The 22,913-nt window shown below is 56.4% G+C and carries 23 protein-coding genes; 9 read left to right on the forward strand and 14 right to left on the reverse strand.

Annotated elements, in window-relative coordinates:
* Positions 1-62: 62 nt before the first annotated feature.
* Both ABMA60_RS00575 and ABMA60_RS00580 read right to left on the reverse strand, forming a co-directional pair.
* A complete protein-coding gene (locus ABMA60_RS00575; protein WP_392797355.1) occupies positions 63-1,763 on the reverse strand; it encodes a sodium:solute symporter family protein in 1,701 nt (566 codons plus the stop codon).
* 10 nt (positions 1,764-1,773) lie between these two features.
* Positions 1,774-2,040 carry a DUF4212 domain-containing protein gene (locus ABMA60_RS00580; protein WP_392797356.1) on the reverse strand — a complete coding sequence of 89 codons (267 nt, stop codon included), beginning with the start codon at positions 2,038-2,040 and terminating at the stop codon, positions 1,774-1,776.
* A 260-nt stretch (positions 2,041-2,300) separates the two neighbouring features.
* Here ABMA60_RS00580 and ABMA60_RS00585 point away from each other — a divergent pair, with 260 nt between their 5' ends.
* The 4 genes from ABMA60_RS00585 to dctP all read left to right on the forward strand — a co-directional run bounded on the left by ABMA60_RS00585 (position 2,301) and on the right by dctP (position 9,276).
* On the forward strand, positions 2,301-3,923 hold the full coding sequence (locus ABMA60_RS00585; protein WP_392797357.1) for a methyl-accepting chemotaxis protein: 1,623 nt from the start codon (positions 2,301-2,303) through the stop codon (positions 3,921-3,923).
* 190 nt (positions 3,924-4,113) lie between these two features.
* Positions 4,114-5,742: a methyl-accepting chemotaxis protein gene (locus ABMA60_RS00590; protein WP_392797359.1), complete on the forward strand. Its 1,629-nt coding sequence runs from the start codon at positions 4,114-4,116 to the stop codon at positions 5,740-5,742.
* A gap of 520 nt (positions 5,743-6,262) precedes the next feature.
* Complete coding sequence (locus ABMA60_RS00595; protein ID WP_392797360.1) at positions 6,263-8,185, forward strand: methyl-accepting chemotaxis protein; 1,923 nt, start codon at positions 6,263-6,265, stop codon at positions 8,183-8,185.
* A gap of 194 nt (positions 8,186-8,379) precedes the next feature.
* The gene (gene dctP, locus ABMA60_RS00600) at positions 8,380-9,276 is read left to right on the forward strand and encodes a TRAP transporter substrate-binding protein DctP (protein WP_392797362.1); all 897 of its coding nucleotides are present in this window, start codon (positions 8,380-8,382) and stop codon (positions 9,274-9,276) included.
* Between the two features lie 170 nt (positions 9,277-9,446).
* Here dctP and ABMA60_RS00605 read toward each other — a convergent pair whose 3' ends face one another.
* The 3 genes from ABMA60_RS00605 to ABMA60_RS00615 all read right to left on the reverse strand — a co-directional run bounded on the left by ABMA60_RS00605 (position 9,447) and on the right by ABMA60_RS00615 (position 13,135).
* Positions 9,447-9,638, reverse strand: a complete 192-nt coding sequence (locus tag ABMA60_RS00605) for a PA3496 family putative envelope integrity protein (RefSeq protein WP_108163513.1) — start codon at positions 9,636-9,638, stop codon at positions 9,447-9,449.
* A 233-nt stretch (positions 9,639-9,871) separates the two neighbouring features.
* A complete protein-coding gene (locus ABMA60_RS00610; protein ID WP_392797364.1) occupies positions 9,872-12,664 on the reverse strand; it encodes a putative bifunctional diguanylate cyclase/phosphodiesterase in 2,793 nt (930 codons plus the stop codon).
* A gap of 189 nt (positions 12,665-12,853) precedes the next feature.
* Positions 12,854-13,135: a transcriptional regulator gene (locus ABMA60_RS00615; protein WP_392797366.1), complete on the reverse strand. Its 282-nt coding sequence runs from the start codon at positions 13,133-13,135 to the stop codon at positions 12,854-12,856.
* 218 nt (positions 13,136-13,353) lie between these two features.
* On the opposite strand from ABMA60_RS00615, the gene ABMA60_RS00620 reads away from it, so the two are divergent.
* From ABMA60_RS00620 to ABMA60_RS00630, 3 genes are all read left to right on the forward strand, one after another.
* On the forward strand, positions 13,354-13,851 hold the full coding sequence (locus tag ABMA60_RS00620; RefSeq protein WP_392797367.1) for a helix-turn-helix domain-containing protein: 498 nt from the start codon (positions 13,354-13,356) through the stop codon (positions 13,849-13,851).
* Between the two features lie 87 nt (positions 13,852-13,938).
* Positions 13,939-16,113 (forward strand): DNA helicase II, encoded by a 2,175-nt coding sequence (uvrD, locus tag ABMA60_RS00625; RefSeq protein WP_392797368.1) that lies wholly within the window; start codon positions 13,939-13,941, stop codon positions 16,111-16,113.
* A 29-nt stretch (positions 16,114-16,142) separates the two neighbouring features.
* Entirely contained in the window at positions 16,143-16,361 is a 219-nt protein-coding gene (locus ABMA60_RS00630) for a DUF6500 family protein (protein WP_392797369.1), read from the forward strand.
* 12 nt (positions 16,362-16,373) lie between these two features.
* Here the strand turns inward: ABMA60_RS00630 and ABMA60_RS00635 are convergent, their stop codons facing one another.
* From ABMA60_RS00635 to ABMA60_RS00675, 9 genes are all read right to left on the reverse strand, one after another.
* Positions 16,374-16,673 carry a type II toxin-antitoxin system RelE/ParE family toxin gene (locus ABMA60_RS00635; RefSeq protein WP_392797371.1) on the reverse strand — a complete coding sequence of 100 codons (300 nt, stop codon included), beginning with the start codon at positions 16,671-16,673 and terminating at the stop codon, positions 16,374-16,376.
* Entirely contained in the window at positions 16,661-16,918 is a 258-nt protein-coding gene (locus tag ABMA60_RS00640; RefSeq protein ID WP_392797373.1) for a type II toxin-antitoxin system Phd/YefM family antitoxin, read from the reverse strand. Before ABMA60_RS00640 ends, ABMA60_RS00635 begins: the two co-directional genes overlap by 13 nt.
* A 52-nt stretch (positions 16,919-16,970) precedes the next feature.
* Positions 16,971-17,441: a GNAT family N-acetyltransferase gene (locus ABMA60_RS00645; RefSeq protein ID WP_392797375.1), complete on the reverse strand. Its 471-nt coding sequence runs from the start codon at positions 17,439-17,441 to the stop codon at positions 16,971-16,973.
* A 31-nt stretch (positions 17,442-17,472) separates the two neighbouring features.
* On the reverse strand, positions 17,473-17,859 hold the full coding sequence (locus ABMA60_RS00650) for a VOC family protein (RefSeq protein WP_392797377.1): 387 nt from the start codon (positions 17,857-17,859) through the stop codon (positions 17,473-17,475).
* Complete coding sequence (locus ABMA60_RS00655; protein WP_392797379.1) at positions 17,852-18,277, reverse strand: ester cyclase; 426 nt, start codon at positions 18,275-18,277, stop codon at positions 17,852-17,854. Before ABMA60_RS00655 ends, ABMA60_RS00650 begins: the two co-directional genes overlap by 8 nt.
* A gap of 86 nt (positions 18,278-18,363) precedes the next feature.
* Complete coding sequence (locus tag ABMA60_RS00660; RefSeq protein ID WP_392797381.1) at positions 18,364-19,206, reverse strand: helix-turn-helix transcriptional regulator; 843 nt, start codon at positions 19,204-19,206, stop codon at positions 18,364-18,366.
* 40 nt (positions 19,207-19,246) lie between these two features.
* Positions 19,247-19,681, reverse strand: a complete 435-nt coding sequence (locus tag ABMA60_RS00665; RefSeq protein ID WP_392797383.1) for a GNAT family N-acetyltransferase — start codon at positions 19,679-19,681, stop codon at positions 19,247-19,249.
* Positions 19,682-19,708: 27 nt separating this feature from the next.
* Entirely contained in the window at positions 19,709-20,203 is a 495-nt protein-coding gene (locus ABMA60_RS00670; protein WP_392797385.1) for a GNAT family N-acetyltransferase, read from the reverse strand.
* Positions 20,200-21,699 (reverse strand): carboxypeptidase M32, encoded by a 1,500-nt coding sequence (locus ABMA60_RS00675; protein WP_392797387.1) that lies wholly within the window; start codon positions 21,697-21,699, stop codon positions 20,200-20,202. The genes ABMA60_RS00670 and ABMA60_RS00675 overlap by 4 nt, the downstream gene beginning before the upstream one ends.
* A gap of 158 nt (positions 21,700-21,857) precedes the next feature.
* Here ABMA60_RS00675 and ABMA60_RS00680 point away from each other — a divergent pair, with 158 nt between their 5' ends.
* Both ABMA60_RS00680 and ABMA60_RS00685 read left to right on the forward strand, forming a co-directional pair.
* Positions 21,858-22,373, forward strand: coding sequence for a DNA-deoxyinosine glycosylase (locus ABMA60_RS00680; RefSeq protein WP_392797389.1), 516 nt, complete (start codon positions 21,858-21,860; stop codon positions 22,371-22,373).
* 67 nt (positions 22,374-22,440) lie between these two features.
* Positions 22,441-22,911: a molybdopterin-dependent oxidoreductase gene (locus tag ABMA60_RS00685; protein ID WP_392797391.1), complete on the forward strand. Its 471-nt coding sequence runs from the start codon at positions 22,441-22,443 to the stop codon at positions 22,909-22,911.
* The last annotated feature ends 2 nt before the right edge of the window (positions 22,912-22,913 follow it).

Consider the following 22,913-nt stretch of genomic DNA (forward strand, 5'->3'; position numbering starts at 1 on the left):
CTTTGTTCACTCATAAAAAAACCGGGGCACAGGCCCCGGTTTTTTATCAATCACAGCAGTGATCAGTGTGAAGAAGCAGCGCCAGACCCTTTCGGGAAGCGGATGCTTTCAACCACGTCTTGAACATCATCCGGCGCATCGCCAGTCACTTTGTGAACCACGAAAGCGACCACGAAGTTCAGAATCATACCCACGGTACCGATGCCTTCCGGCGAGATACCAAAGAGCCAGTTGTCAGAGACATTGGCGCCCGGGTTGATGAACTTGAAGTAGATGATGTAAGCGGCGGTGAAGGTGATACCAACCACCATGCCGGACAACGCGCCTTCTTTGTTCATCTTCTTGTGGAAGATGCCCAGAATAATGGCTGGGAAGAAGCTCGACGCTGCCAGACCGAAGGCGAAGGCCACCACCTGCGCTACGAAGCCGGGCGGATTAATACCCAGATAACCGGCCACAATGACTGCCACCGCAGCGGCCAAACGCGCGTACATCAATTCCTGTTTATCGGTGATATCGGGCATCAGATTTCGCTTGAGTAAGTCATGCGAGATCGAGGTCGAGATCACCAGCAACAGACCGGCAGCGGTCGACAGTGCAGCCGCCATACCACCCGCAGCCACCAGCGCCACTACCCAGTTCGGCAGTTCAGCAATTTCCGGGTTAGCCAGAACCATGATGTCACGGTCGATGCTCATCTCGTTGCGCTCATCGGCAGCGTAGAACATACGGCCATCATTGTTCTTATCGGTCCAACTGATCAGACCGGTTTTTTCCCAGTTGCTGATCCAGCTCGGGGCGTTTTCATAGAGCGTGCCCTGAGCGTCTTCACCGTTGATGGTGTTGATCATGTTCACCCGAGCGAAAGCCGCAACGGCCGGCGCAGTGGTGTACAGGATGGCGATGAACACCAAGGCCCAACCGGCAGAGCGGCGAGCATCAGACACCTTAGGTACAGTGAAGAAACGTACGATCACGTGCGGCAAGCCAGCAGTACCGACCATCAGCGCGCAGGTAATGGCGAAGATGTCGATCATCGGCTTGGAGCCTTCGGTGTACTGAGCAAAGCCCAGCTCCGTCGACAAACCATCGAGTTTCGTCAGCAAAGAGGTGCCATCGGCAACGCTGCCGCCGAAGCCCAACTGCGGGATGATGTTGCCGGTCATCAGCAAGGAGATGAAGATCGCCGGTACGATATAAGCGAAGATCATCACGCAGTACTGAGCCACCTGGGTGTAGGTAATGCCCTTCATACCACCGAGTACGGCGTAGAAGAAGACGATGACCATACCGATGACCACACCGGTGTTAACGCCCACTTCCAGGAAGCGCGAGAACACCACACCCACACCACGCATCTGGCCGGCCACATAGGTGAACGACACGAAGATGGCACAGATTACCGCGATCACCCGGGCGGTTTGGCTGTAGTAACGATCACCAATGAAGTCGGGCACGGTGAACTTACCGAACTTACGCAAGTAAGGCGCCAGACACAGAGCCAGCAGCACGTAACCACCGGTCCAGCCCATCAGGTAAACCGAACCGTCATAACCGGCGAAGGAAATAATCCCTGCCATGGAAATGAAGGAGGCGGCTGACATCCAGTCCGCGGCGGTCGCCATACCGTTAGCTACAGCAGGAACACCACCACCGGCGACGTAGAAGTCGTTGGTAGAACCGGCACGCGACCAGATCGCGATGCCGATGTAGAGCGCAAAGGTCGCGCCCACAAAAATATAACTGAGTAATTGGATATCCATGGGGCGCTCCTTAGTCTTCTTGGACGTTGTACTTGCGGTCCAATGTATTCATCTTCTTCACGTAGACGAAGATGAGCACAATGAAGGCATAGATCGCGCCTTGCTGAGCGAACCAGAAGCCCAGCTTGAACCCAAAGAATTTAATTTCGTTCAACACATCTACCAGCAGAATTCCGGCGCCGAATGAAACGACAAACCAGATCACCAGCAGTGTGAGCAACAGCCGAACATTTTCACGCCAGTACTGGGCGGCGTGCTCTTTGCTCTCGAAGCTCATCGAGTTTTCCTCCATCTTGTTGTTGTTTTACTGCCACCGGACGGGACGGGATAAAGGCAGTTGCGAGCGATAGCAACCTAACACTCCGCCTGCAGGTCAGCGCTTATACTTTGGTATGGGGTTAGACCAATGGTCTAAGCCTCACGACGGATCAGCGCCTGGCATCCTAAAGCGCGCCATACCGCAGTCGATAACCCTGAACCTGCAACCATCGATGCAAAAGGCATTGTCAGCGGTGTTGCCACCAAGGAGGGGCAAGCATGCTCAGACACATCTCTATCGGCCCACGGCTGGGGCTTTTCTTTGCCGTTATCGTCTTATTCCTGATTGCTCTGGGCGGTTTTGCGCTGAACCAGTTGCGTTACCTGAATGATGAAATCGTCACCATCGATATTCATCGACTGCCCAGCCTGGAAGCCATCGTCAACATCAACAGCAATTTTTTGATGGTGCGCATCCAGACGGCCAATATGCTGACCTCAGATAATACAGCGACGATTGAACGCTACTCCGCCAATGTCGATGCCGCCCAGGCCGCTCTGGAAGACGCCAAGATTGAATTCGAAGGGCTGATGCGCGCGCCAGCCGCCATTGAAATTTATGGCCAGATGCTGGAGGGCTTTGATCAATACTGGCCGTTGAATGAACGTTTGCGGGAACTGGCATTAGCCGGCCGCGAAGAGCAGGCAGAACAGATTCTGGAGGCCGATCTGGCTCCGCTGGCCGCCACCATCAGTGCTGAAATTGCCGAGTTGGTGCAGTTCCAGAAACAGCGTATCCGCGATTCTTCCACCGTCGCCCAGCAAACCTTCAGCATGGCCCGGATGATGATCCTTGGCGCTATCGGCGCGGTGATCGTGCTGGTGATCCTCTGCGCCATCTGGCTGACCCGCAGCATTGTCGGACCGATCCGCCAGGCCATCGGGGTTGCCAATGTCGTCGCTGATAACGACCTGACCGGCGATATCGACATCATCGGCCGCGATGAAGCCAGCCAGATGCTCAGCGCCCTGCAGCGCATGAAGGAAAATCTGCGGACGACCCTGATGAGCATTAACGAATCATCCGATCAACTGGCATCGGCTTCGGAAGAACTCAGCGCGGTCAGTCGCGAATCCACCCAAGGCTTGCAGCAACAGTCTGCAGAGCTGGATCAGGCGGCGACGGCGGTTACCGAAATGACCGCCGCCATCGAAGAAGTCGCCAATAACGCCAACGAAACCGCCCAGGAATCCCAGCAGGCGGAAGAGCGGTCGCGTTATGGCTTGGAACAGGTTGGCCGCACCATCAGCTCCATCGAAAGTCTGGTGACGGTGATCAAAAATACCGCCACCGATATTGCAGACCTGTCGTCAAAAATCGCCGACGTTACCTCGGTTTTGGACGTCATTCGCGGCATTGCCGAACAAACCAACCTCTTGGCATTAAACGCCGCCATCGAAGCGGCCCGGGCGGGTGAACACGGCCGAGGTTTCGCGGTGGTCGCCGACGAAGTACGCAGCCTGGCACAACGCACCGCCGATTCGACGCACGAGATCGAGCGCATCATCGAGGCGGTGGAAGCCGGTTCAGAACGCGCCGTCAGTGCTATGAACACCAGTAACGACAGCGCCGGTCACACCTTGGAAACGGGCCGTGAAGCCGGCGAAGCCCTGAACGCCATCGCCGCCCTGATCAGCAGCATCAGCAACCACAACACCGCCTCGGCCAGTGCCGCCGAACAACAAGCAAAGGTGGCGCGGGAGGTGGACCGCAACCTGATCACGGTGCGCGATCTGGCGACCCAGACCGCTGCCGGCGCCGAGCAGGCCAATTCCTCCAGCCAGGAACTGGCACGGCTGGCGGAGCAACTCAACAAACTCGTGGGTCATTTCAAGTTGTAAGCTGCCCACCCTGTCCTGGGCAGCAGGCCGCTCAGTCTGCTGCCCAAAAACGACCTGAGTGACGCTAAAACACCTTAACCAGCCGCAACCAGACCCTAGCTGGCCCCGGTCTTGCGTTAGTTTTCGACCATTCACTGGTTTCTCTTATTCCGTAGCGTTTTCGCTCGCAGTAAGGGTTTGGAGACATCGCATGCTGCGTAGAATCAATATCGGATTACGGCTGGCGCTGATTCTCGGCACGACGCTGGTTCTGCTCTTTGGTCTGGGGCTTTACGGCCTGCAACGTCTGGGGCAACTCAAGGATGAGATTACCCAGATCGACGCTCAGAACGTGCCCACCCTGATTGCCGTGAGCAACCTCAACAACGCCTTTATGCAAGTGCGCACCCAAACCGCCAACCTGATGTCGGCGCTGACTTCGACACAGCGCCAGCTGTTTCGCACCAAACTCGACCAGGCACGGGAAGATTTGAACCAAGCCAAGGCCGATTACGCCGCACTGGTGCAAACCGAAAGCGGGCAGGCGATGCTGGCGGAGATTGAGACGGATCTGGCCGCCTATTGGCAATTGAACGATCGCGTCTGGGAAATGGTGGCTGGCTTCGACAACATCGGTGCCCGCGACATGCTCGATGAAGACGCCGCGCCGCTGGCCGCCGCCATCGACGAACGTATTCACGCCACCATCGACGAACAAAAAAACCGCATCGCCGCCGTGGCGGATATTGCCAATCGCAGCTACCTCCAGACGCAACTGACCACCCTGGGATTATTAGCCGGCATCGCAGTGCTGATTCTGCTGCTGTCCTGGCGGTTAACCCGCTCAGTGACCGGCCCGCTGCGCGAAGCGGTGCAGATTGCCAACCACATTGCAGCTAACGACCTGACCAGCGACATCCAGCTAAGCGGTCACGATGAGGCCACCGAATTAATGCACGCGCTGGTGCGCATGCAGGACAATCTGCGCGATACGCTGGCCAGCCTGTCCAACTCCTCAGCACAACTGAGCACCGCCTCCGACGCCCTGAGCAGCATCACCAATGCCGCCAACGACAGCGCTCAACGCCAGTCGGAGGAAATCGAACAGGCCGCCACGGCGGTGAATGAATTAACCGCCGCCATCGAGGAAGTCGCCGGCAACGCCACCAGTACCGCCGACCAATCGCGCCAGGCCGACGAGCGCACCCGCTATGGTTTAGGCAAGGTAGACGCCACGCTGAGCGCCATCGAAGAGTTGGTTGGCAGCGTGCAAAACAACGCCCAAAGCATGGAAAGCCTGGCGACCCGGGTAACCGACGTTGGCTCGGTGCTGGAAGTGATTGGGGAAATCGCCGATCAGACTAACTTACTGGCGTTGAATGCGGCCATCGAAGCGGCCCGCGCCGGCGAACACGGCCGGGGTTTTGCGGTGGTTGCCGAAGAAGTGCGCGGTTTAGCGCAACGCACGGCGGATTCTATCGCTGAAATCGAAACCATCATCGAAGCGGTGCAAAGTGGCACCGAAACCGCCGTGGGTGCCATGCGTTCCAATAACGAGCAGGCCAGCCACACCCTGACCAGCGGACGCGAAGCGGCCGATGCGTTATCGACCATCGCCACCCTGATCAGCGATATCAACGACCGCAATATGGCCTCGGCCAGCGCCGCCGAACAGCAGGCATCGGTCGCCAAGGAAGTGGATCGTAATCTGGTCACGCTGCGTGATCTGAGCAACGAAACCGCCCAAGGTTCGCAACAGGTGCAAACCTCCAGTGACGATCTGGCACAGCTGGCGGCGAGCATGAATGAACTGGTGGCGCGTTTTAAGGTATCGGCCTGAACGAACCCAAACCCGGCTGATACCTCAGCGTTCGAGAGGCGCTCTGGTATCAGCAACGCAGCGCCTGCTGACAAGCCCAAAACCACTGGATTGCAAACACCACGGATAAGATTGTGCGTCCCATCCGCCGAACGTGACCACCCGCTTTGCCGGCGCTGCTTCGACCTGTACTGAGCCCAGCGGTAAAGCCTTATGGCAGAGCGGTTACCGCGATTTTCTCAGCCCAAAAAACCCGCGATTATTCCCGCAAATAACGCAAACAAATCCCATTTCTAACCGCCTGAAAATCTAGCAGTGGTCAGCGTTTGACAGCTATATAAGCAACGTCTAAATAAGTAATAACAGCCAATTATAAGGCTGATTATTTCCGAATCGCTGTGGTGTTACTGCGCCCTTGGACAGCGATGGGTCATCGCTTGTGTGCACTGTTGCAGATGTTGTTAGCAAAACGTTTTCGCGGGTTTCAAAAAGACCGGCGCGAACTGTTATTGGCTGTTAATTGGAAAAGGAGCAGACCCTTATGTCTGTCAGAAAAAAGTTCTCCCTGGCGGTGACTTTGTTGATTTCGCTGGTTATCGCCATCACGGCGATTTTTACCGTTATTTCGCGCAACCATGAGTTGACACAAACCGCAGAAAACCAGGCCCAACAAGCGGGCAGCCGTATGGTTCGACTGCTGACCATCACCGACTCCATCATGATGGATCGCGTGCGCAGCAGCATGGCGGTGCTGATCAAGCGCGGTCAGGCCATCGGCACACCCCGCCTGGCTGGCGATACTCAGGTCGGCGAACGCTCCGTGCCGCAACTCTGGCTCGGTGGCGATGCCCAGGCCAATCGCTATGATCTGGTTGACGAACTCACCGCCGATATGGGCGGCACCGCCACCCTCTTTGTGTTCGACGGCGAAAACTATGTGCGCGTGTCCACCAACGTCCAGAATGAAGGTAAGCGCGCCACCGGCACCATTCTGACCCCCGGCGGTGCGGCCTTCCGCGCCATCGAATCCGGCCAGGCGTTTTATGGCCAGGTCGATATTCTTGGCAAACCCTATCTCACCGGCTACGCGCCCATGTTCAACGCTCGCAATGAGGTGGTGGGTATCTGGTACGTCGGTTATTCAGCCGATATGAGCGTGCTCGAAAGTGCCATTAGCGAGGCCTCGGTGCTCGAGGATGGCTTTACCGCTCTGGTCGACGACAAAGGCCGTCTGCGCATGCATTCCAGCAACGTCGACACCGCCACCGTCGAAGCGGCGTTAAAGGGTGATCACGATCACTGGGCGTTCACTGAAACGAATTTTGATCGCTGGGGTTACAAGGTCGTCTCGACCTATTCACGCCATGAACTTAACAGCATTATTTTGTCCGATTCACTGCTGATCGCCGGTGCCATTATCGTCATCGGCGCGCTGCTGATTGTGGCGATCAATCTGTTGCTGTCGACCGTAGTCACCCGACCGATGCAGCGCATGATTGGTCTGGTCAACGACATTGCCGAAGGTGAGGGCGATTTGACGGCCCGCTTTGCGTCCAACAGTCGCGATGAATTCGGCCAGATGGCCAAGGGTTTCGATAAGCTGCTGGCCAAGGTGCAGGACACCATTCGCAGCGTCGGCCAGTCATCAACAGAAGTACTGAACGCAGCCCAGGGTTTGCGTACGGTGGCGGAGCAATCCAGTCTGTCGATCAGTCGGCAGACCGCCGATACCGAACAGGTCGCGACCTCCATGCACGAGATGTCGATGACCGCTCAGAACGTCGCCGACAGCGCCAGTGCCGCCGAAGCCGCCGCACGCTCGGCCGACACTCAGGCACACAGTGGTCATGATCTGGTGCAGCAGACCATCCAGGTCATCGAACAACAGGCCAAAACCATTGCCGATTGCGCCCGTGCCGTCGAAGAACTCGACCAGCACAGCGACGCCATCAGCGGTGTACTGGAAGTGATTCACGGCATCGCCGAACAGACTAACTTGCTGGCCCTGAACGCAGCCATCGAAGCAGCACGCGCCGGCGAACAAGGCCGGGGTTTTGCCGTTGTCGCCGACGAAGTGCGAATGCTGGCCAACCGCACTCAGGATTCCATCGACTCTATTCGCAGTCAGATTGAACAGCTGCAGAACGGCGCCAAAGCCACAGCGCGGATGATGAGTTCGACTCAGGAACTGTCCGAAAACCTGACCTCCAAAGCCGAGGAATCCGGTTCGGCCATCAATCAGGTCCGCCAAGCGGTGGGCAGCATTACCGAACGCAACGCCGACATCGCCAGCGCCGCCGAAGAGCAAAGCCGGGTGGCTGAAGACATCAACGCCACCCTGGAACGTATTCACAGCAATGCTCAGGATACCGCCACCCAGGCCAACCAGACCCGCAGCGCCAGCGAAACCATGATCCGCCTGGCCGAAGGTCTGCAGCAGCAGTTAGCGCACTACAAGGTTTAAACTACAAGGTTTGAACTACAAGGTTTGAACTACAAGGTTTGAACTACAAGATTTGAGTGTCAGCACCCTCAGGGATTGAGGGTCGCTTTTTGCTTTTTGCCTTTTGCTTTTCGCCTTTTCCAGCACAAACGCCCCACTGCAACAGCTTTGCAACAGGTCCGCTTTAAGCTGTCAGCTTTTTGCACGGAGCCTTTATGCGAGCCTTGCTGAGTTCCCTTTTAGCGTTGAGTTTTGTGGCATCGGCGCAGGCCGTCGAACTGAAAATCGCCACCCAATATCCACCCGGATCCGTAGCGGTCACCAGCCTAAACGCCCTGGCTGACGACCTGTCCAACGCCACCGGCGGCGAGTTGGAGCTCAAGCTCTATCCCAGCGGGGTAATGGGCAACGATCCAACGGTGCTGCGCAAGATTCGCGTCGGTCAGTTGCACGGCGCTCTGGTTTCGAGCAGCACCCTGTCACTGCTGGACGTCCAGGCCGACGGCATCAGCCAACCCTTTCAATTCGACTCTCTGGATGCCGTGGATACGGCTCGCGATCAATTCGATCCGCGCATTCGCGCCCAGTTAAACGAACAGGGCTGGTACGGTTTCGGTCCGCTCGACGGTGGCTTTGCTTATTTAATGTCGCAGCAACCGGTGGATGGCATGGCCGGTTTGCAGGCGAGCAAGCTGTGGTTGCCGGATACGCCAACGGTGCGTGACATCAGCAACAGTGTGGCTATCGACTTTGCGGTGCTGGGCGTGGGTGATGTGTTGGCAGCGCTCGAAACCGGTGCAATCGACGCTCTGATTGCACCACCAGCGGCCGCCCTGACTTTGAACTGGCACAGCCGGCTGGATTATCTGACCGACCAGCCGGTGGTCTACACCTGGGGCATGTTGATCTTGCCAGAGCGGGCAGTAGCGCGGCTGTCGGACACGCAGCGTGAGGCGCTGTTCAGCCGTCTGGATCGCTGGGCCAGTGAGTTGGATGCGCAGATGCGACAGTCCAATGCCTCGGCTCGCACCGCCCTGTTGAGTCTGCTCACCCCGGTTGCCTTTGCACCGGCCGAGCTGACAGAGCTGCGTCAGCAACTGCCGACACCCTGAGCGACGCCTCAGGTGTCGCATCTGTCCGCTGTTATGGAACAATTTCGCGGTCAATCCCCAACCATGCCGGTTGGGTAACGCTTGGTAACACCCGGGTGTGAGCTTGTGTAACAAGCGTGACGGCCATAAAAAAAGCGCCCTAGGGCGCTTTTCGCGGTCTTAACGACCGATCAGAACAGTTCCAGATCCAAATCATCCAGATCCTTCCGCAAGCGATTTTGCTCCAGATGGTCTTCAATCGCGCGACGCGCCGCCAACCGACGATGATTGGTGGAACGTTTGTTTTCGCTGGTATCTGCCGGTTTGTGCAGTTGATTGTCCTCAATATTAGCCAGTTCCAAATCAAACAGATTCACAGACATGAGATCAGCTCCTTTAAATGGCGACTGCCGTTTCTTGTTCTTTTTTGGTTTATCGACGCTGAGTACCTGGCCGGTACCCGAACGAAAAACGCATTTTAGTCAGCGGCTGTGGCAAAACTGTGAACGTCTGAAAGGACTCACTTTCGGCCCCCAGCTGCGACCAAGTGGCAAAATGTAAGCAGGATATGTGCCCATGCGAGAAAGGTTCTCAGACACAAGACCAATCTGCGTTGTCAATGCACGCGATCGGTGCTGTCGAATACCTGTGGCAGGTTGGTGTGACGGATCAGGGTGAACATCTCATCCGCCGGCAGTGGCCGGCTGATCAAATAACCCTGGGCATGACCACAGCCGAGTCGTTTCAGATAATTCAGTTGCTCACGACTTTCCACACCCTCGGCGACCACGCCCATCTTAAGACTGTCAGCCATGGCCATGATGGCTTCGATCACTGGGCTGCTTTCACCCTGACGCCATTCCTGCAGAAAGGAGCGGTCAATTTTCAGCGTCTGAATCGGGAAACGCTTGAGGTAGTTGAGCGAGGTGTAGCCGGTGCCGAAGTCATCCAGCGTCAGGCCGACACCCAGGGTGCGCAGCTGATTGAGAAAATCCTGAGCGTGATTGGCGTCTTCCATCAGCATGGCTTCGGTCACTTCCAGTTCCAGGTAACGCGCTTCCAGACCACTTTGTTTGAGAGCGTTGGCGACGCGATCATAAAGGTCGTCGCGGTAGACCTGACTGGCCGAGAGATTGACCGATACGGCGATGTCACCCAACCCCTGACGCTGCCAGCGTGCGGCATCAACACAGGCGCGTTGCAGCACGGCATCGCTGATGCGGCCAATCAGACCGGCATCGATGGCCAGCGGAATAAAGTCTTCCGGATCGATCGGGCCGCGCTGCGGATGTTGCCAGCGCACCAGCGCTTCGACCGAATCGATCATGCCGGTTTTCAGATTCAGCTTGGGCTGGTAATCGACACTCAACTGATCGGTGGTCGCCGCCTGGCTGAGTTCCTCCACCAGCTTGCGGCGTTCGGCCGGACGGTCGCTCAACGCCTGGCGATAGAACAGCAGCGTATTGCCACCGCGCTGTCGTGCCTGACCCATGGCGGTGATGGCCTGGTTCAACAGCTGGTGCAGATTATCGCGATGCACCAGACAGACGCCCATGCTGGCGGTGATGATCAGTTCGTGTTCGCCAATCAGGCTGGGCCGGCTGACTTCTTCGAGCGCCATCAACAAGGCGGTATCGAGCGCCTGACGATCGCCGCCGTAATCGAGCAGCAACGCAAATTCATCGCCGCCGAGGCGGGCGACCGAACGCACCGGATCCTGCAGATTATTGAGTCGGGCGGAAACATCGCGCAGCAACTGATCACCGACATCCTGGCCCAGGCTTTCGTTGATCGCCTTGAAGCGATCGAGGTTCATCACCGCCACCGCGTACTGGTTCGACATCAAAGGTTCATGGCTTTCGAACTGCTTGAGCAATTGATGGAAATAAGCCCGATTGAACAGGCCAGTCAGCTTGTCGTAATTGTTCAGATAATCGAGTTCCAGCGCCTTGTTTTGCTGCTCGGTCAGATCGCGGGCGATGCCTAAATAATGACTGGTACGACCATCGGTGCTGCGAATGGCACTCAGCGTCAGCCGCATCGGAAACCGATGATGACCATCGCGCAGCGCTACGATCTCGCCCTGCCAGCGACCGTTGTTGGTCATGCCCTGAGCGATGCGATTGCGCTGTTCGGTGCGAATCACATCGAACAAACCCTGGCCGACCAGCTGGCTTTTCTGCCGCCCGATTATCTGACTGAACACCCGGTTGCAAGTGCGCAGACGCTGGTCGCTGTCGAGCACAAAGACGCCATCGGGGCTGTTATTGAACAGCGATGACGACAGCCGTAATTCTTCCTGCAAACGCATGTCTTTGGAAATGTCACGGCGCGTACCGACCATGCGTTGGGGCCGGCCCTGATCGTCACGAGAAATCACCCGGCCGCTGTCTTCCAGCCAGATCGGGCGGTCGGCATCGGGGCGGTGCAGGCGGTAACGGGCGTGGTAAAAACGGGTACGACCTTTCAGATGGGCGCGCAACGCCCGCCGCACCAGAGCGCGATCGGCCACGTCGACCCAGGCTTCGAGATCGATGTAATCAACGGCATCGGTCACCTGGCCGAAAAACCGCTGCTGATCGGAGTGATAGACGCGTCGGCCGGTGATGTCCCAATCCCAGAAACCGATGCCACTGGCGGCCATCGCCATGTTCATCTGTTCTTCGCTTTTAAGCAGCGTCTGGTTGACCTGCTGACGCAGACCCACCTCGTCGTTCAGGCGTTGGTTAATCGCCTCCAGCTCGGCCGTTCGACGGCTGACAATACTTTCCAACTCATCACTGTGGCGCGACAACTGAGTCGCCAGACGGCGCCGGTCAATCAGACTTTCCAGATTGCGTTTCGCCATATTGCTGGCCTGCCAGGAAGCCAGCAGAATCAGCAGCATCAGTGGCAAATGCAGTTCGATCAAGGTCTGGTTCGGTAACCCTGGCTCAGCAAAGACGGGAATCAGCAACACCGGCAGACAAGCCATCACCTGGCTGCGCCACTGTGGAATCAGCGCGATGCAGGACAGCACCGCATAGGCAATCCCCAGGGTCAGACAGAGCCCGCCAGCGCTCGCCTGAACGCCCCAGTAAATGCCGTGCACCAGTGCCAGGGCGCTGATCCAGATATCCGGCCGCCAGCCTGGCCGCAGCTTCAGATGCTGCCCGCCCCAACGCGCAAACGCGATACCCACCAGCGTCAGCAAGGCCATCAGAGCCAACTCATAACCGGCAAAGGGTGCCTCACGCATGGCAGTGCAGACGCTGGCCAACAGCCACGAACTGATCCACAGCAGCGAGCTATAACGCAGCATCAGCGAATGGCGTAGAAAACGCAGGGTGTCCTGAGGTTGATGCATCAGCAGATCGCCATGGCTCGGCGTAGCACCGAGATGAGAGTAACTTGCATCAGTATAGTTCAATTTTGGCGCTTTACCGGCCAATACCGATAACGGTCGTCGGCTTGGGACAGGCGGGAACCAGCGCATCATTACTCCAGAGCCTGCTGTTTGGGCGAAGGCTTGTTGCTGCTCAATGCCGGTACTGCTATGAGCCGATTAATCGCCTGGCAAGATCAGTGAGGCTGACAAACAGACGCCATCAGGCTCACATTATGCGACCTGGTCTCGGCGCTTGGCGTTGCCAGTGGTATTCTTGTCGGCATAGCGGCTGGGCCAGATCACCTGCGGCGCCACACCTATGGCGTCAGCGATGATGCGTTCCCCCTTGGGCCAGGGCCTGGCCAGGGCATTGGTCAGTGTACTGGGCGAAGCATAACCATGGTGCACTGCCAACCGACGCAGGCTCCAACCGGCCTTGCGCACCGCGGCTACGATGTCGGCACGATGCCAGTCTTCAGGGCTGGTTTTTTTAGCGTCATTTTGTGTAGTCATAAAACAAAAGCAGTGCGCCATGTTTGTTGCGATATAACCGCATAGTGCACACGTTTGGGTCGACATTCAACTTTTATGGCGTTTTTCCGCATATAAGCGCCATAAATATGACGATCTGTTAAAAATTCAATTAAATCAATGGATTACACTAAAAAATGGCACATTCAATGGCACAAGATCAAGCTGACAGGGCAACTGATCGAAGCTCAGATGACTTTATGCAGCGTCTGAATGTGGCGATACAACGTGCCGGCGGCGCCACTTCCATGGCGAAGCAGGCGGGCGTCTCGACCTCGGTATTACGCAAGTGGCGCTCTGGTCAGTCCGAGCCAACGCTCCGACATCTGTGCCAACTGGCCAAAGCGGCTCAGCTGTCAGTCGGTTGGCTGGCCGCCGGAGAAGGGCGGATGGACAGCCCGGCTGGCTGGTCGACAGTCGCCGAGACAGCGAGTGCCTATACACTCAGCGTCGCTGACACCATCGATCATCTGCCCGTTGAGATTTACGCCAAGATGGTGACCCCGCTGCACGATCTGGGCAAAACCCCCGACGAACGCCAGGCCATTTTAACGGCAACGCTGCGCTTGCTGGGCGTGCTGAAGATGGCCGGCTCGATCAATATCGACAACCTCGACGAAGCCGACCTGCTGCCCATTATCCAGGTCGCCCTGCTGACCAACGGCGACCCCGAAGGCAGCCAAGACGCCAAGGAATAACGGCGACCCGGCAGTCGTCAATCTGCCATCCCCAGCCCGGCCTTCCTTCTGGTACACTCCATTCCCTGTTTTTTTGTACAGCTATTGATGCCGATGGACCTCAACGCCCTGCTCGACCAACTGAACCCCGAACAACGCCAGGCCGTGGAAAGCGACGCCCAGCATTTATTGGTGCTCGCTGGCGCCGGCAGTGGCAAAACCCGAGTGCTGACGCATCGCATCGCCTGGCTGATTGCCGCCGGGCTCGCTTCGCCCTATTCGGTACTCTCGGTCACCTTCACCAACAAGGCGGCACGCGAGATGCGCGGCCGGGTGGAGGAACTGCTCGAATCACCCAGTACCGGCTTGTGGCTGGGCACTTTCCATGGCCTGGCGCATCGGCTGCTCAAAGCTCACACCGTCGATGCCGGCCTGCCGGAAAACTTCCAGGTCATGGACAGCGACGACCAACTGCGGCTGGTCAAGCGGGTGATGACTGAGCGCGGCATTCCCGACGACCGGGTGCCGCCCAAACAGGCTCAGGGTTATATCAACCGTCAGAAAGATGAAGGTATTCGTGCGGCGGCTTCCTTCAGCAATGGCGACTGGTTTGGTGAAGCCCTGGTGGAAATCTACCGCGCCTACGAAGATGTGTGCGAACGCTCCGGCCTGGTCGATTTCGGTGAACTGTTGCTGCGCGCCCACGAGTTGTGGCTGAACCAACCGCACATCCTGGCGCACTACCAGCAACGCTTCACCCACCTGCTGGTGGACGAATTTCAGGACATCAACACCATTCAATATGCCTGGCTGCGCGTGCTTGCCGGCGACCGCCTGAGCCTGACCATCGTCGGCGACGACGACCAATCCATTTACGGCTGGCGTGGCGCCAAGGTCGAAACCATCCAGACCTTCGAACACGACTTCCCCGGCACCCACATCGTGCGTCTGGAACAAAACTACCGCTCCACCTCAACCATCCTCGACGCTGCCAACGCGGTCATTGCCCGCAACCCGGCGCGACTGGGCAAAAACCTCTGGACCGAAGGCGACAAGGGCGACCCGATTCGTCTCTACGCCGCCTTCAACGAACAGGATGAAGCGCGCTATGTGGCCGATGAAATCAGCCGGCTGATCGACGGCGGCACCAACGCCAATGACATCGCCATGCTGTATCGCTCCAACGCCCAGAGCCGGGTGCTGGAAGAAGCGCTGATCCATAGCCAGATTCCCTACCGCATTTACGGCGGCCAGCGTTTCTACGAACGCCAGGAAATTCGCAACAGCGTGGCCTACCTGCGACTGGTGTTGAATCGTCAGGACGACGCTGCCTTCGAACGCGTCAACAACGTACCGACGCGCGGCATTGGCGGCAAAACGGTGGAAGCCATTCGCACCATCGCCCGCGATCAGGGCTGCTCGCTGTGGGAAGCCAGCGCCAACGCCGTCGAAAATAAAGCCATTCCTGCGCGTGCCGCCAATGCCCTGGCCGACTTCATGCTGTTGATCGCCGACCTCGAAGCCCTGGTCAGCGAGCAGGAAGAACTGGGCAAGATGGTCGAAAAAATCAACGACGCCTCCGGATTGATCGAACACTACGAACAAAAAGAGAAAGGCGAAAAAGCCCGCGCCCGCATCGAAAACCTCCAGGAACTGGTCACAGCCGCCCAGAGTTTTGCCGGCGACGACGAGGCCGAAACGCCGATACAGTTACTGGCGCAATTCCTCGGCGAAGCCTCCCTCGATGCCGGCGACCGCCAGGCCGACGAATTTGAAGACAGCGTAAACTTAATGACGCTGCACTCGGCCAAAGGCCTGGAATTCGAGCAGGTCTTTCTGGTCGGTATGGAAGAAGGTTTGTTCCCGCACAAGATGTCGATGGACGACGCCAGCGGCTTGCAGGAAGAACGCCGTCTGGCTTATGTCGGCATCACCCGCGCACGCAAAAACCTGACGCTGACCTACGCCGAAAGCCGACGTTTATACGGCTCCGAACAATTCAATTCGGTGTCGCGTTTTATCAAAGAAATTCCCGCCGAACTGATGAACGAAGTGCGGCTGCGCTCGTCGGTGTCGCGCCCGGTCAGTTTCGGCTTGCAGGAAGATATGGCGATGGAAGCCGGTGGCTTCAGTTTAGGCCAGCGCGTACTGCATCCGATGTTTGGTGAAGGCACCTTGATCAATGCCGAAGGCGGTGGTGCACAAGCGCGCGTGCAAGTCGCATTCGATGACGGCAGTGAGCGTTGGTTGATGATGCAGTATGCGAAGTTGGAAGTGATTTGATGACGTTTTTAACGGTTAAAAGAAACTGAATGCGCGCTTCCCTTCGCGAAAGAATCATCCAGGTTTGTGACCAGAAAATCGCCACCAAAGGCGATAACGTCGGCCTGTCGTTTTATGCATTTTTCGCTAATAAAAATGACGACCCCGACTTACTGATGGAAGCGGCCACCTGGTGGATTAAAACGCACCAACTGGATCATTTTGAGAAAGCAGTAAAGATTAAGACGATGGTGTTAGCCGACCAATAATATTGCACGCCGTTATTCTTCGAGCATAAAACGACGCAGTAATTGTTCTTCTCTCATCACCAGTAGAATAACAACTTCGGCAGCTTCATAGCGGTAGAAAACCCGACAAGGCGGCACCACAACTTCCCGATAGACTGAAGCGGGCAATTCCGGTGGCATTCGGCCGGAATCAGGAAACCGAGCCAGGCGTTCCACTTCCTGAAAAACCTGCGCAACCAATTGATTGGCCGCCTGGGGTTTATCCAAAGCAATGTACTCGGCGATGTCATCCAGTTGTTGCAGCGCTGGTTCCGTCCAGACTATTTCAACCATTTCGCCATTTTCTCCCTGGCTTCAGTATGACTCAGCGTGCGGCCTTCCATAAGCGCACGTTCACCACGGGACAACCCATCCAGAAGCGTCAGACGACGCTGCATCATTTCGTAATCCTGAACGTCAACCAGATAGGCCGACGGCTGGCCGTGTTCGGTAATCAACACCGGCTCTTTCGAGGCATGAAGATCCGCCAGTATCTTGGTGGCCTGGCGCTTGAGATTGGTGACCAGTTCGACTTTCATGGCTTCCTACCGAGCGGCTACTTAGTGACACTATAGTATCACTTTCAGTGAATCATAGAACAGCCGAGCCAGGCGATGGTTGCAGCACCAGCACCTCATCACCATTCTCCAAACGCTCTCCGCTGGGCACCCAGCCCAACTTACGATAAAAGCCATGGGCGCGAACACTGGGGTTGCTGTCTGCGGCCAACCAGATTGCTTTGTGACCCTGCCGCCTAAGCGCTTCAACAACCAGCCCCAACAACTGTCGGCCAATTCCCTGGCCTTCGAAGTCGGGTAGCAACGCCAGTACCAGAACTTCTCCGGTATTCAGCTCACCGTTGCAGAACCCAACGATGGTTTCATCGACCATAGCGACCCAACCGCACAAATATCCATCATCAAAGCCCTGACGTATCGATGCCGGGGTAATGCCCAACTGCGCCAAGCGCTCGGTGGACATAGGATTATCGCCGGTCTGAGTACGAACGATAAAGAGCGGGTCCACATCGGTACTCTGAGTTTCTCGATATTGTATGAGCATCGGTTATTTCCCTTGAGTGGCCCCGCCAGTATCAGCTGTTGCTTAGACGATAGGTCGCACAGACTTTGTTTCCGGCCGGGTCGCGTAAATAGGCGGCGTAAACTCTCAAGCCGGACCTCTCGCGAATGCCCGGCGGATCTTCACAGTGCGCCCCTCCGTGCTGTAAACCCAGCCGATGCCATGCGTCCACGGCTTCCGCATTGGGCGCTTTAAAGGCGATGGTGATGCCATTACCCTGACTGGCAGGCTCGCCATTGATCGGCTCCGCCACTATTAAGGAAGCGCTATCGCTACGATAAAAGCAGCGACCATGGTCGTCCATCTTGGCACTTTGGTAACCCAGCGCTGCCAGCGTCGCATCGTAAAAATCTTTTGATGCAGCAACATCCAGCGCACCGACAGTGAGGTGATTAATCATGGTTGCTGTCGCCTTTTGCCGTTAACGACCGCAAGACATCGGGCAGGTTGGTCAGCCCCCAGTGCTCCAGATAACGACCGTCGCGGATGCGCACCACATCCATGACTTCAATCTCAATAACGCCATGGCTGGGTTGAACACCAAACAACTCGCCTTGGTGCGTGCCTACAAAACGCTTAAAGGTCGATACCAGATCGTTTTCGGCGGTCTGATGCACGATGTCCACCCTTAAATCCGGTATGGCCGGACGCAGCAATTCGTTGAAAACGAACAAGACTCCGGCAGCGCCATTGTCCGACTCGGGTGGCGCGGAATGATTGATAAAGTCAGGATCGAAAAAGGCGTCGCTATCGTTGTTACCGCGCTCAATCACCTCGCGGTTGAAACGAATAACGGCTTGTTTTGCTTGCTGTGACATGGTCTGGCCCTCGTTGTTAAGAGCGGCCAGTATGCGTTCAGGTTTGAACAGTCGACTTAGTAAATTGGTTCAAAAACTGTGGCCATTCAGCCAAGGTGACTGGGTGGGTAACCGTAGTATTTACGAAATGCCAGGCTGAAGCTGGAGTGGTCCTGGTAGCCGACACGATGGAACACCTGCGACGGCGGCGTGCCGGATTTCAATAATAGCTGCGCCTGCTGCAGTCTGCGTTCGAGCAACCATTTGCCTGGGCTTAATCCGAAGTGTGCCTGAAACGCACGCTTAAACCCTGACAAACTCATATGGCACAAAAAGGCCAGCTCTTCGATGCTCACTGGCTGCAAAGCGTATTGATTAACCACCCGTGTCAGGTGATAAATCGAAGCCTTGCCGCCGGCCAGACCCAGACGATTGATCGTCTGCTCATGCTTGGTTGTTAAATAGAGCAACAGCTCCCGGACCTTGATCTCAAGCAAGTTGTTGTCTGGCGTATCGGCCTTATGACACAACAACTGCAAAGACTGACGAAAGTTCATTAAATAATCGTCAACTTCAAACAGCGCATGATGACACTGAACATCGGCACTGACAGTCTGGGTTTGAACTTCGGCAATCAGTTTGGGATCGACATACAACAACAAAGACTGGAAACGTCCGGCTTCGGCAACGAGCTCGGACGTCAGCATGGCACCCGGGCTTAGCATGACCAGCTGATTGGCGGCCACCTCGAACTGAGTATGCGGTTGCAGCACGGTTTTATGGCCTTCGATCAGGAAATTGATCAGCACATAATCGAGGTGGATCACATTCTTCTGACGGCTTTCATGCATCTGGTAAGGCTGCAACAAAACCGTCGGCCAACTGTCTTGCGCGGCGACAAGATCAGCGGGTACTCGTACAAGAGGTAAAGCATCAATGGGTTCTGCCATGGCAATCGCGCTCTAGTCTTCGTGCCGGATCAAAACTGATTTAATCTCGATAAAATTTAGCAAAACGAAAATTATCCGCCTGGTAGCCCAGAGTTTGATAAAAGCGGTGAGTCTCAGAACGCTGCAAGCCACTGGTCACTTCGAATTTCACACACTTCTGGCTAATGAAAAAAGCTTCAGCCTCAGTAACCAGTAACCGCCCAATGCCTTTGTTTCTGACGCTCTGTTCAACCAGTAAGCTGGTAATGCGACCGCTGTTACCAGCTTGATGAAACAGTGGCGTTAGATGGCAGGAAATAAAGCCGACCAGGTTGCCATCGAGTTCGGCAACAAAGACGGCATCACTCTGACTTTTCGAAAAGTCAGCAATTTTATCGGCTAACCTAGCTGGCGCTATGACATAACCCAGTTGTGGCATTAACTCAGCGAGTCGCTCGGCATCGGCAAGCCTGGCTTCACGAATCACCACTGACATTAATGCGACCTCCTTTAGCCACTTACCTCAGTCTTCCAGACGCAACTGCATTTCCATCAAAGTCGGGCTAAAGCCCAGCTTTTTATATGCCCGAATGGCCGACGCATTGTGCGAATAAACGTCCAGGTAAAAATTACTGACGCTCTGAGATTTTCCCCAGTCGATCAGCCGCTGCATGATCAATTGATTCAAACCCTGGCCGCGATAGGTCTCGGCGACAAACATAAAACCCAGATAACCATGACGGTTATGATTGAGCGCCGCTTTCGAATGTCTGATTTGCACATAGCCGGACGCAATGATTTCGTCCGACACTTCACCCACCAGCAGATAAGTGTCTGCATCGTCGATCAGATAATCGAGGTCGTAATAATAAGCGCCATTGGCTTTTAACGACGCATTAAAAGGACGCTCTGCCGTTATCAACGCCTGCTCCAACTGAAGCAGGGCGGTTTTATCGGTCGGCTGCGCTTCGCGCAAGCTGACTGTCCTTTCGCTGGCATGTCCGGCTATCTTATTCAAGCCAGATACCTCGTTTTCAGGTGATCCAGAAAATAAGTTGGGTTCAAGGTTTCACCACTGGCATTTTTCAGCAGGTCGTCGTAATTAAAAAAGCGACCCTGTGACCAAACGTTTTCGCTCAACCAATTAAAAATCGGCTGCAATTCCCAGTCGCCAATGCCATCGGTCGCACCGGAAACTTCTTTGATCATCGCCTGATGCAACTGGGCGGCGTTCATGGCGCCGAGGGTGTAAGACGGGAAATAACCAACCGCGCCCATGGTCCAGTGAATGTCCTGCATCGGGCCGTCTTTATAATTACCGCGCGTATCCAGGCCCAGGTATTTCTCCATGGCGATGTTCCAGCGTTCGGGAATATCGCTTACGTCAGCGCGGCCGAGGATGATGTCGCGTTCCAGTTCGTAACGCAGGATGACATGCAACGGGTAGGTCACTTCGTCGGCGTTAACTCGAATCAGGCCTGGTTTTACCTGGGTGTAGAGCGCGCGCAGATTATTAGCTTCGAACGCCGGATCCTGGCCGAGGTGTTTGCTCAATAAGGGCGCCAGGGCTTCGATAAAGGGCCGCGATCGACCGAGCTGCATTTCAAAAAACAGACTCTGGCTTTCGTGCACGCCCATGCCCATCGCCTGGCCAACGGGTTGGCTGAGCCAGTCTTTGGGCCGTCCCATTTCATAGCGGGCGTGACCGGTTTCATGGATCACGCCCATCAGGCCTTCAATGACATTATTTTCGTCGTAACGGGTGGTGATGCGCGCATCTTCCGGCACGCCACCGCTGAACGGATGGGCGGTCTGGTCGAGGCGGCCGGCGTTAAAATTGAAGCCGAGTTTGCCCATTAAGTCGCGCGCCAGGGCGTCTTGTTTGTCGATGGCAAAGGGACCTTGCGGTAGCACCGGGGCCGGCCGACTGTTTTGGCGATCGAGAATATCTTGCAGCAGGCCCGGCAGCGTCGCTTTCAGTTCATCGAACACCGGGTCGATGCGTGCCATGCGGGTGCCCGGGTCGTACAGGTCGATCAGGGCGTCGTAGTGGTTGGCATAACCGCGCTCATCGGCCAGAGCGGTGTGTAATGCCTGAGCCGATTCTTTAGCCAGGTCGAAGACCTTTTGCAGCATGGGTTCGAAGTCGGCCCAGTTATTTTCCGGACGCAGGGTGCGCCAGGCGTGTTCGCATTCATTGCTGGCCAGGGCCTGAGCTTCGACCAGTTCTTTCGGTATCGCCAGCGCCTGCTTCCACTGCACCGTCATTTCGCGCAGGTTAGCGCGTTGCCATTCGCTTAAATCCGCTTCATTTTCGGCCGCGTTAAAGGCATCGGTGAGGCTCGGGTCCTGGAGGATTTCCGCACTCATCACGCTTAATTCGGCCATGGCTTTGCCACGTGCCGAGTTTCCTCCGGGCGGCATCATCACCGCCTGATCCCAACCCAGCATGGCCTGGGCGTGCTCCAGTTGAGCGAGACGATGGAAGGTTTTTGCGAGGGTGGTGTAGGACATGGATTAGGACCGGTTGCGGTGTGGTGGTTAAGTCTAACAAGAGGTGGTGGTGAGAGGGAGACGCTGAGCGAGAGACGGGAGACGCTAAACCCATTGACTGCCAATCGCGCCTTGGTTCCGCTAACCTGCGTCTTCCGTCCAGCGTCTCCCGGAACACCATGTCCACCATCCAAAGCTTCGCCCCCATCGAGCCGAACCAGGCCAAAATTCTCGTCCTCGGCTCCATGCCCGGTAAGGCCTCGCTGCGGGCGCAACAGTATTACGCCCATCCGCGCAATGCGTTTTGGCCGATATGGGCGCGGCTGTTGGGTTTCGATGCTGATTTGCCGTACCAGCAGAAAGTCGCCCAGTTAAAGGCCGGTGGTGTGGGTGTCTGGGATGTCCTGGCGGCCTGTACCCGCACCTCCAGCCTGGATTCAGACATAGTCGAATCGTCCATTGTGCCCAACGATTTCGCCCGCTGGTTCGAACGCCAGCCGCAAACCCGGGCCGTTTTCTGCAACGGTGCCAAGGCGTTCGACAGCTATCGCAAGTACGTTATTCCGACATTGCCCACGGATTACGCGGCCTTGCCGCTGATCCGGCTAGCGTCGACCAGTCCGGCTCATGCCAGCCTGACACTGGATAAGAAATTTGTGGACTGGTCGGTAGTAAATAATTATTTGTTCGGCTAATTGGCCCTGGCGACGCATTCCTTTATTGTAAGCGTTTGTTTCAGACCCCGGGCCCACGGATATGCGCTTGGAAAGGATTTTTCGACCCCTGCTTCACCTGGGAATAGGTGCTTTTCTCTTCGCCGGCCAGGCTTCTGCCTACGATCTGGTGGTCAGCAGTCACACCCGGAGTGTGCGCTACACCCAGGCTGAGCTGCTGGCGCTCGAAACCTCGACACTCGAAACCACGACGCCCTGGACCGACGGCATACAGCGGTTCGAAGGTGCCCGCCTGGAAACCGTGCTCGAAAACGCCGATGTCGACGCCGAACAATTGCTGGCCAGCGCACTGAACGGTTACTCCGTCGTCATTTCCGTTGCTACGGCCATCAAAGAAGGCGCTTATATCGCCGTTCAGGTCGATGGCGAACCGATGCGCGTGCGCGATAAGGGTCCGTTCTGGCTGGTGTTTCCCTGGGCCGAGCGACCGGAACTGCTCAATCGTGAAGTGCGTTCCTGGTCCATCTGGCAGTTGCAACGTCTGGAACCGGTGGAGTAGTC

Source organism: Saccharospirillum sp. HFRX-2 (assembly GCF_043196805.1).
Taxonomy (GTDB): Bacteria; Pseudomonadota; Gammaproteobacteria; order Pseudomonadales; family Natronospirillaceae; genus Saccharospirillum.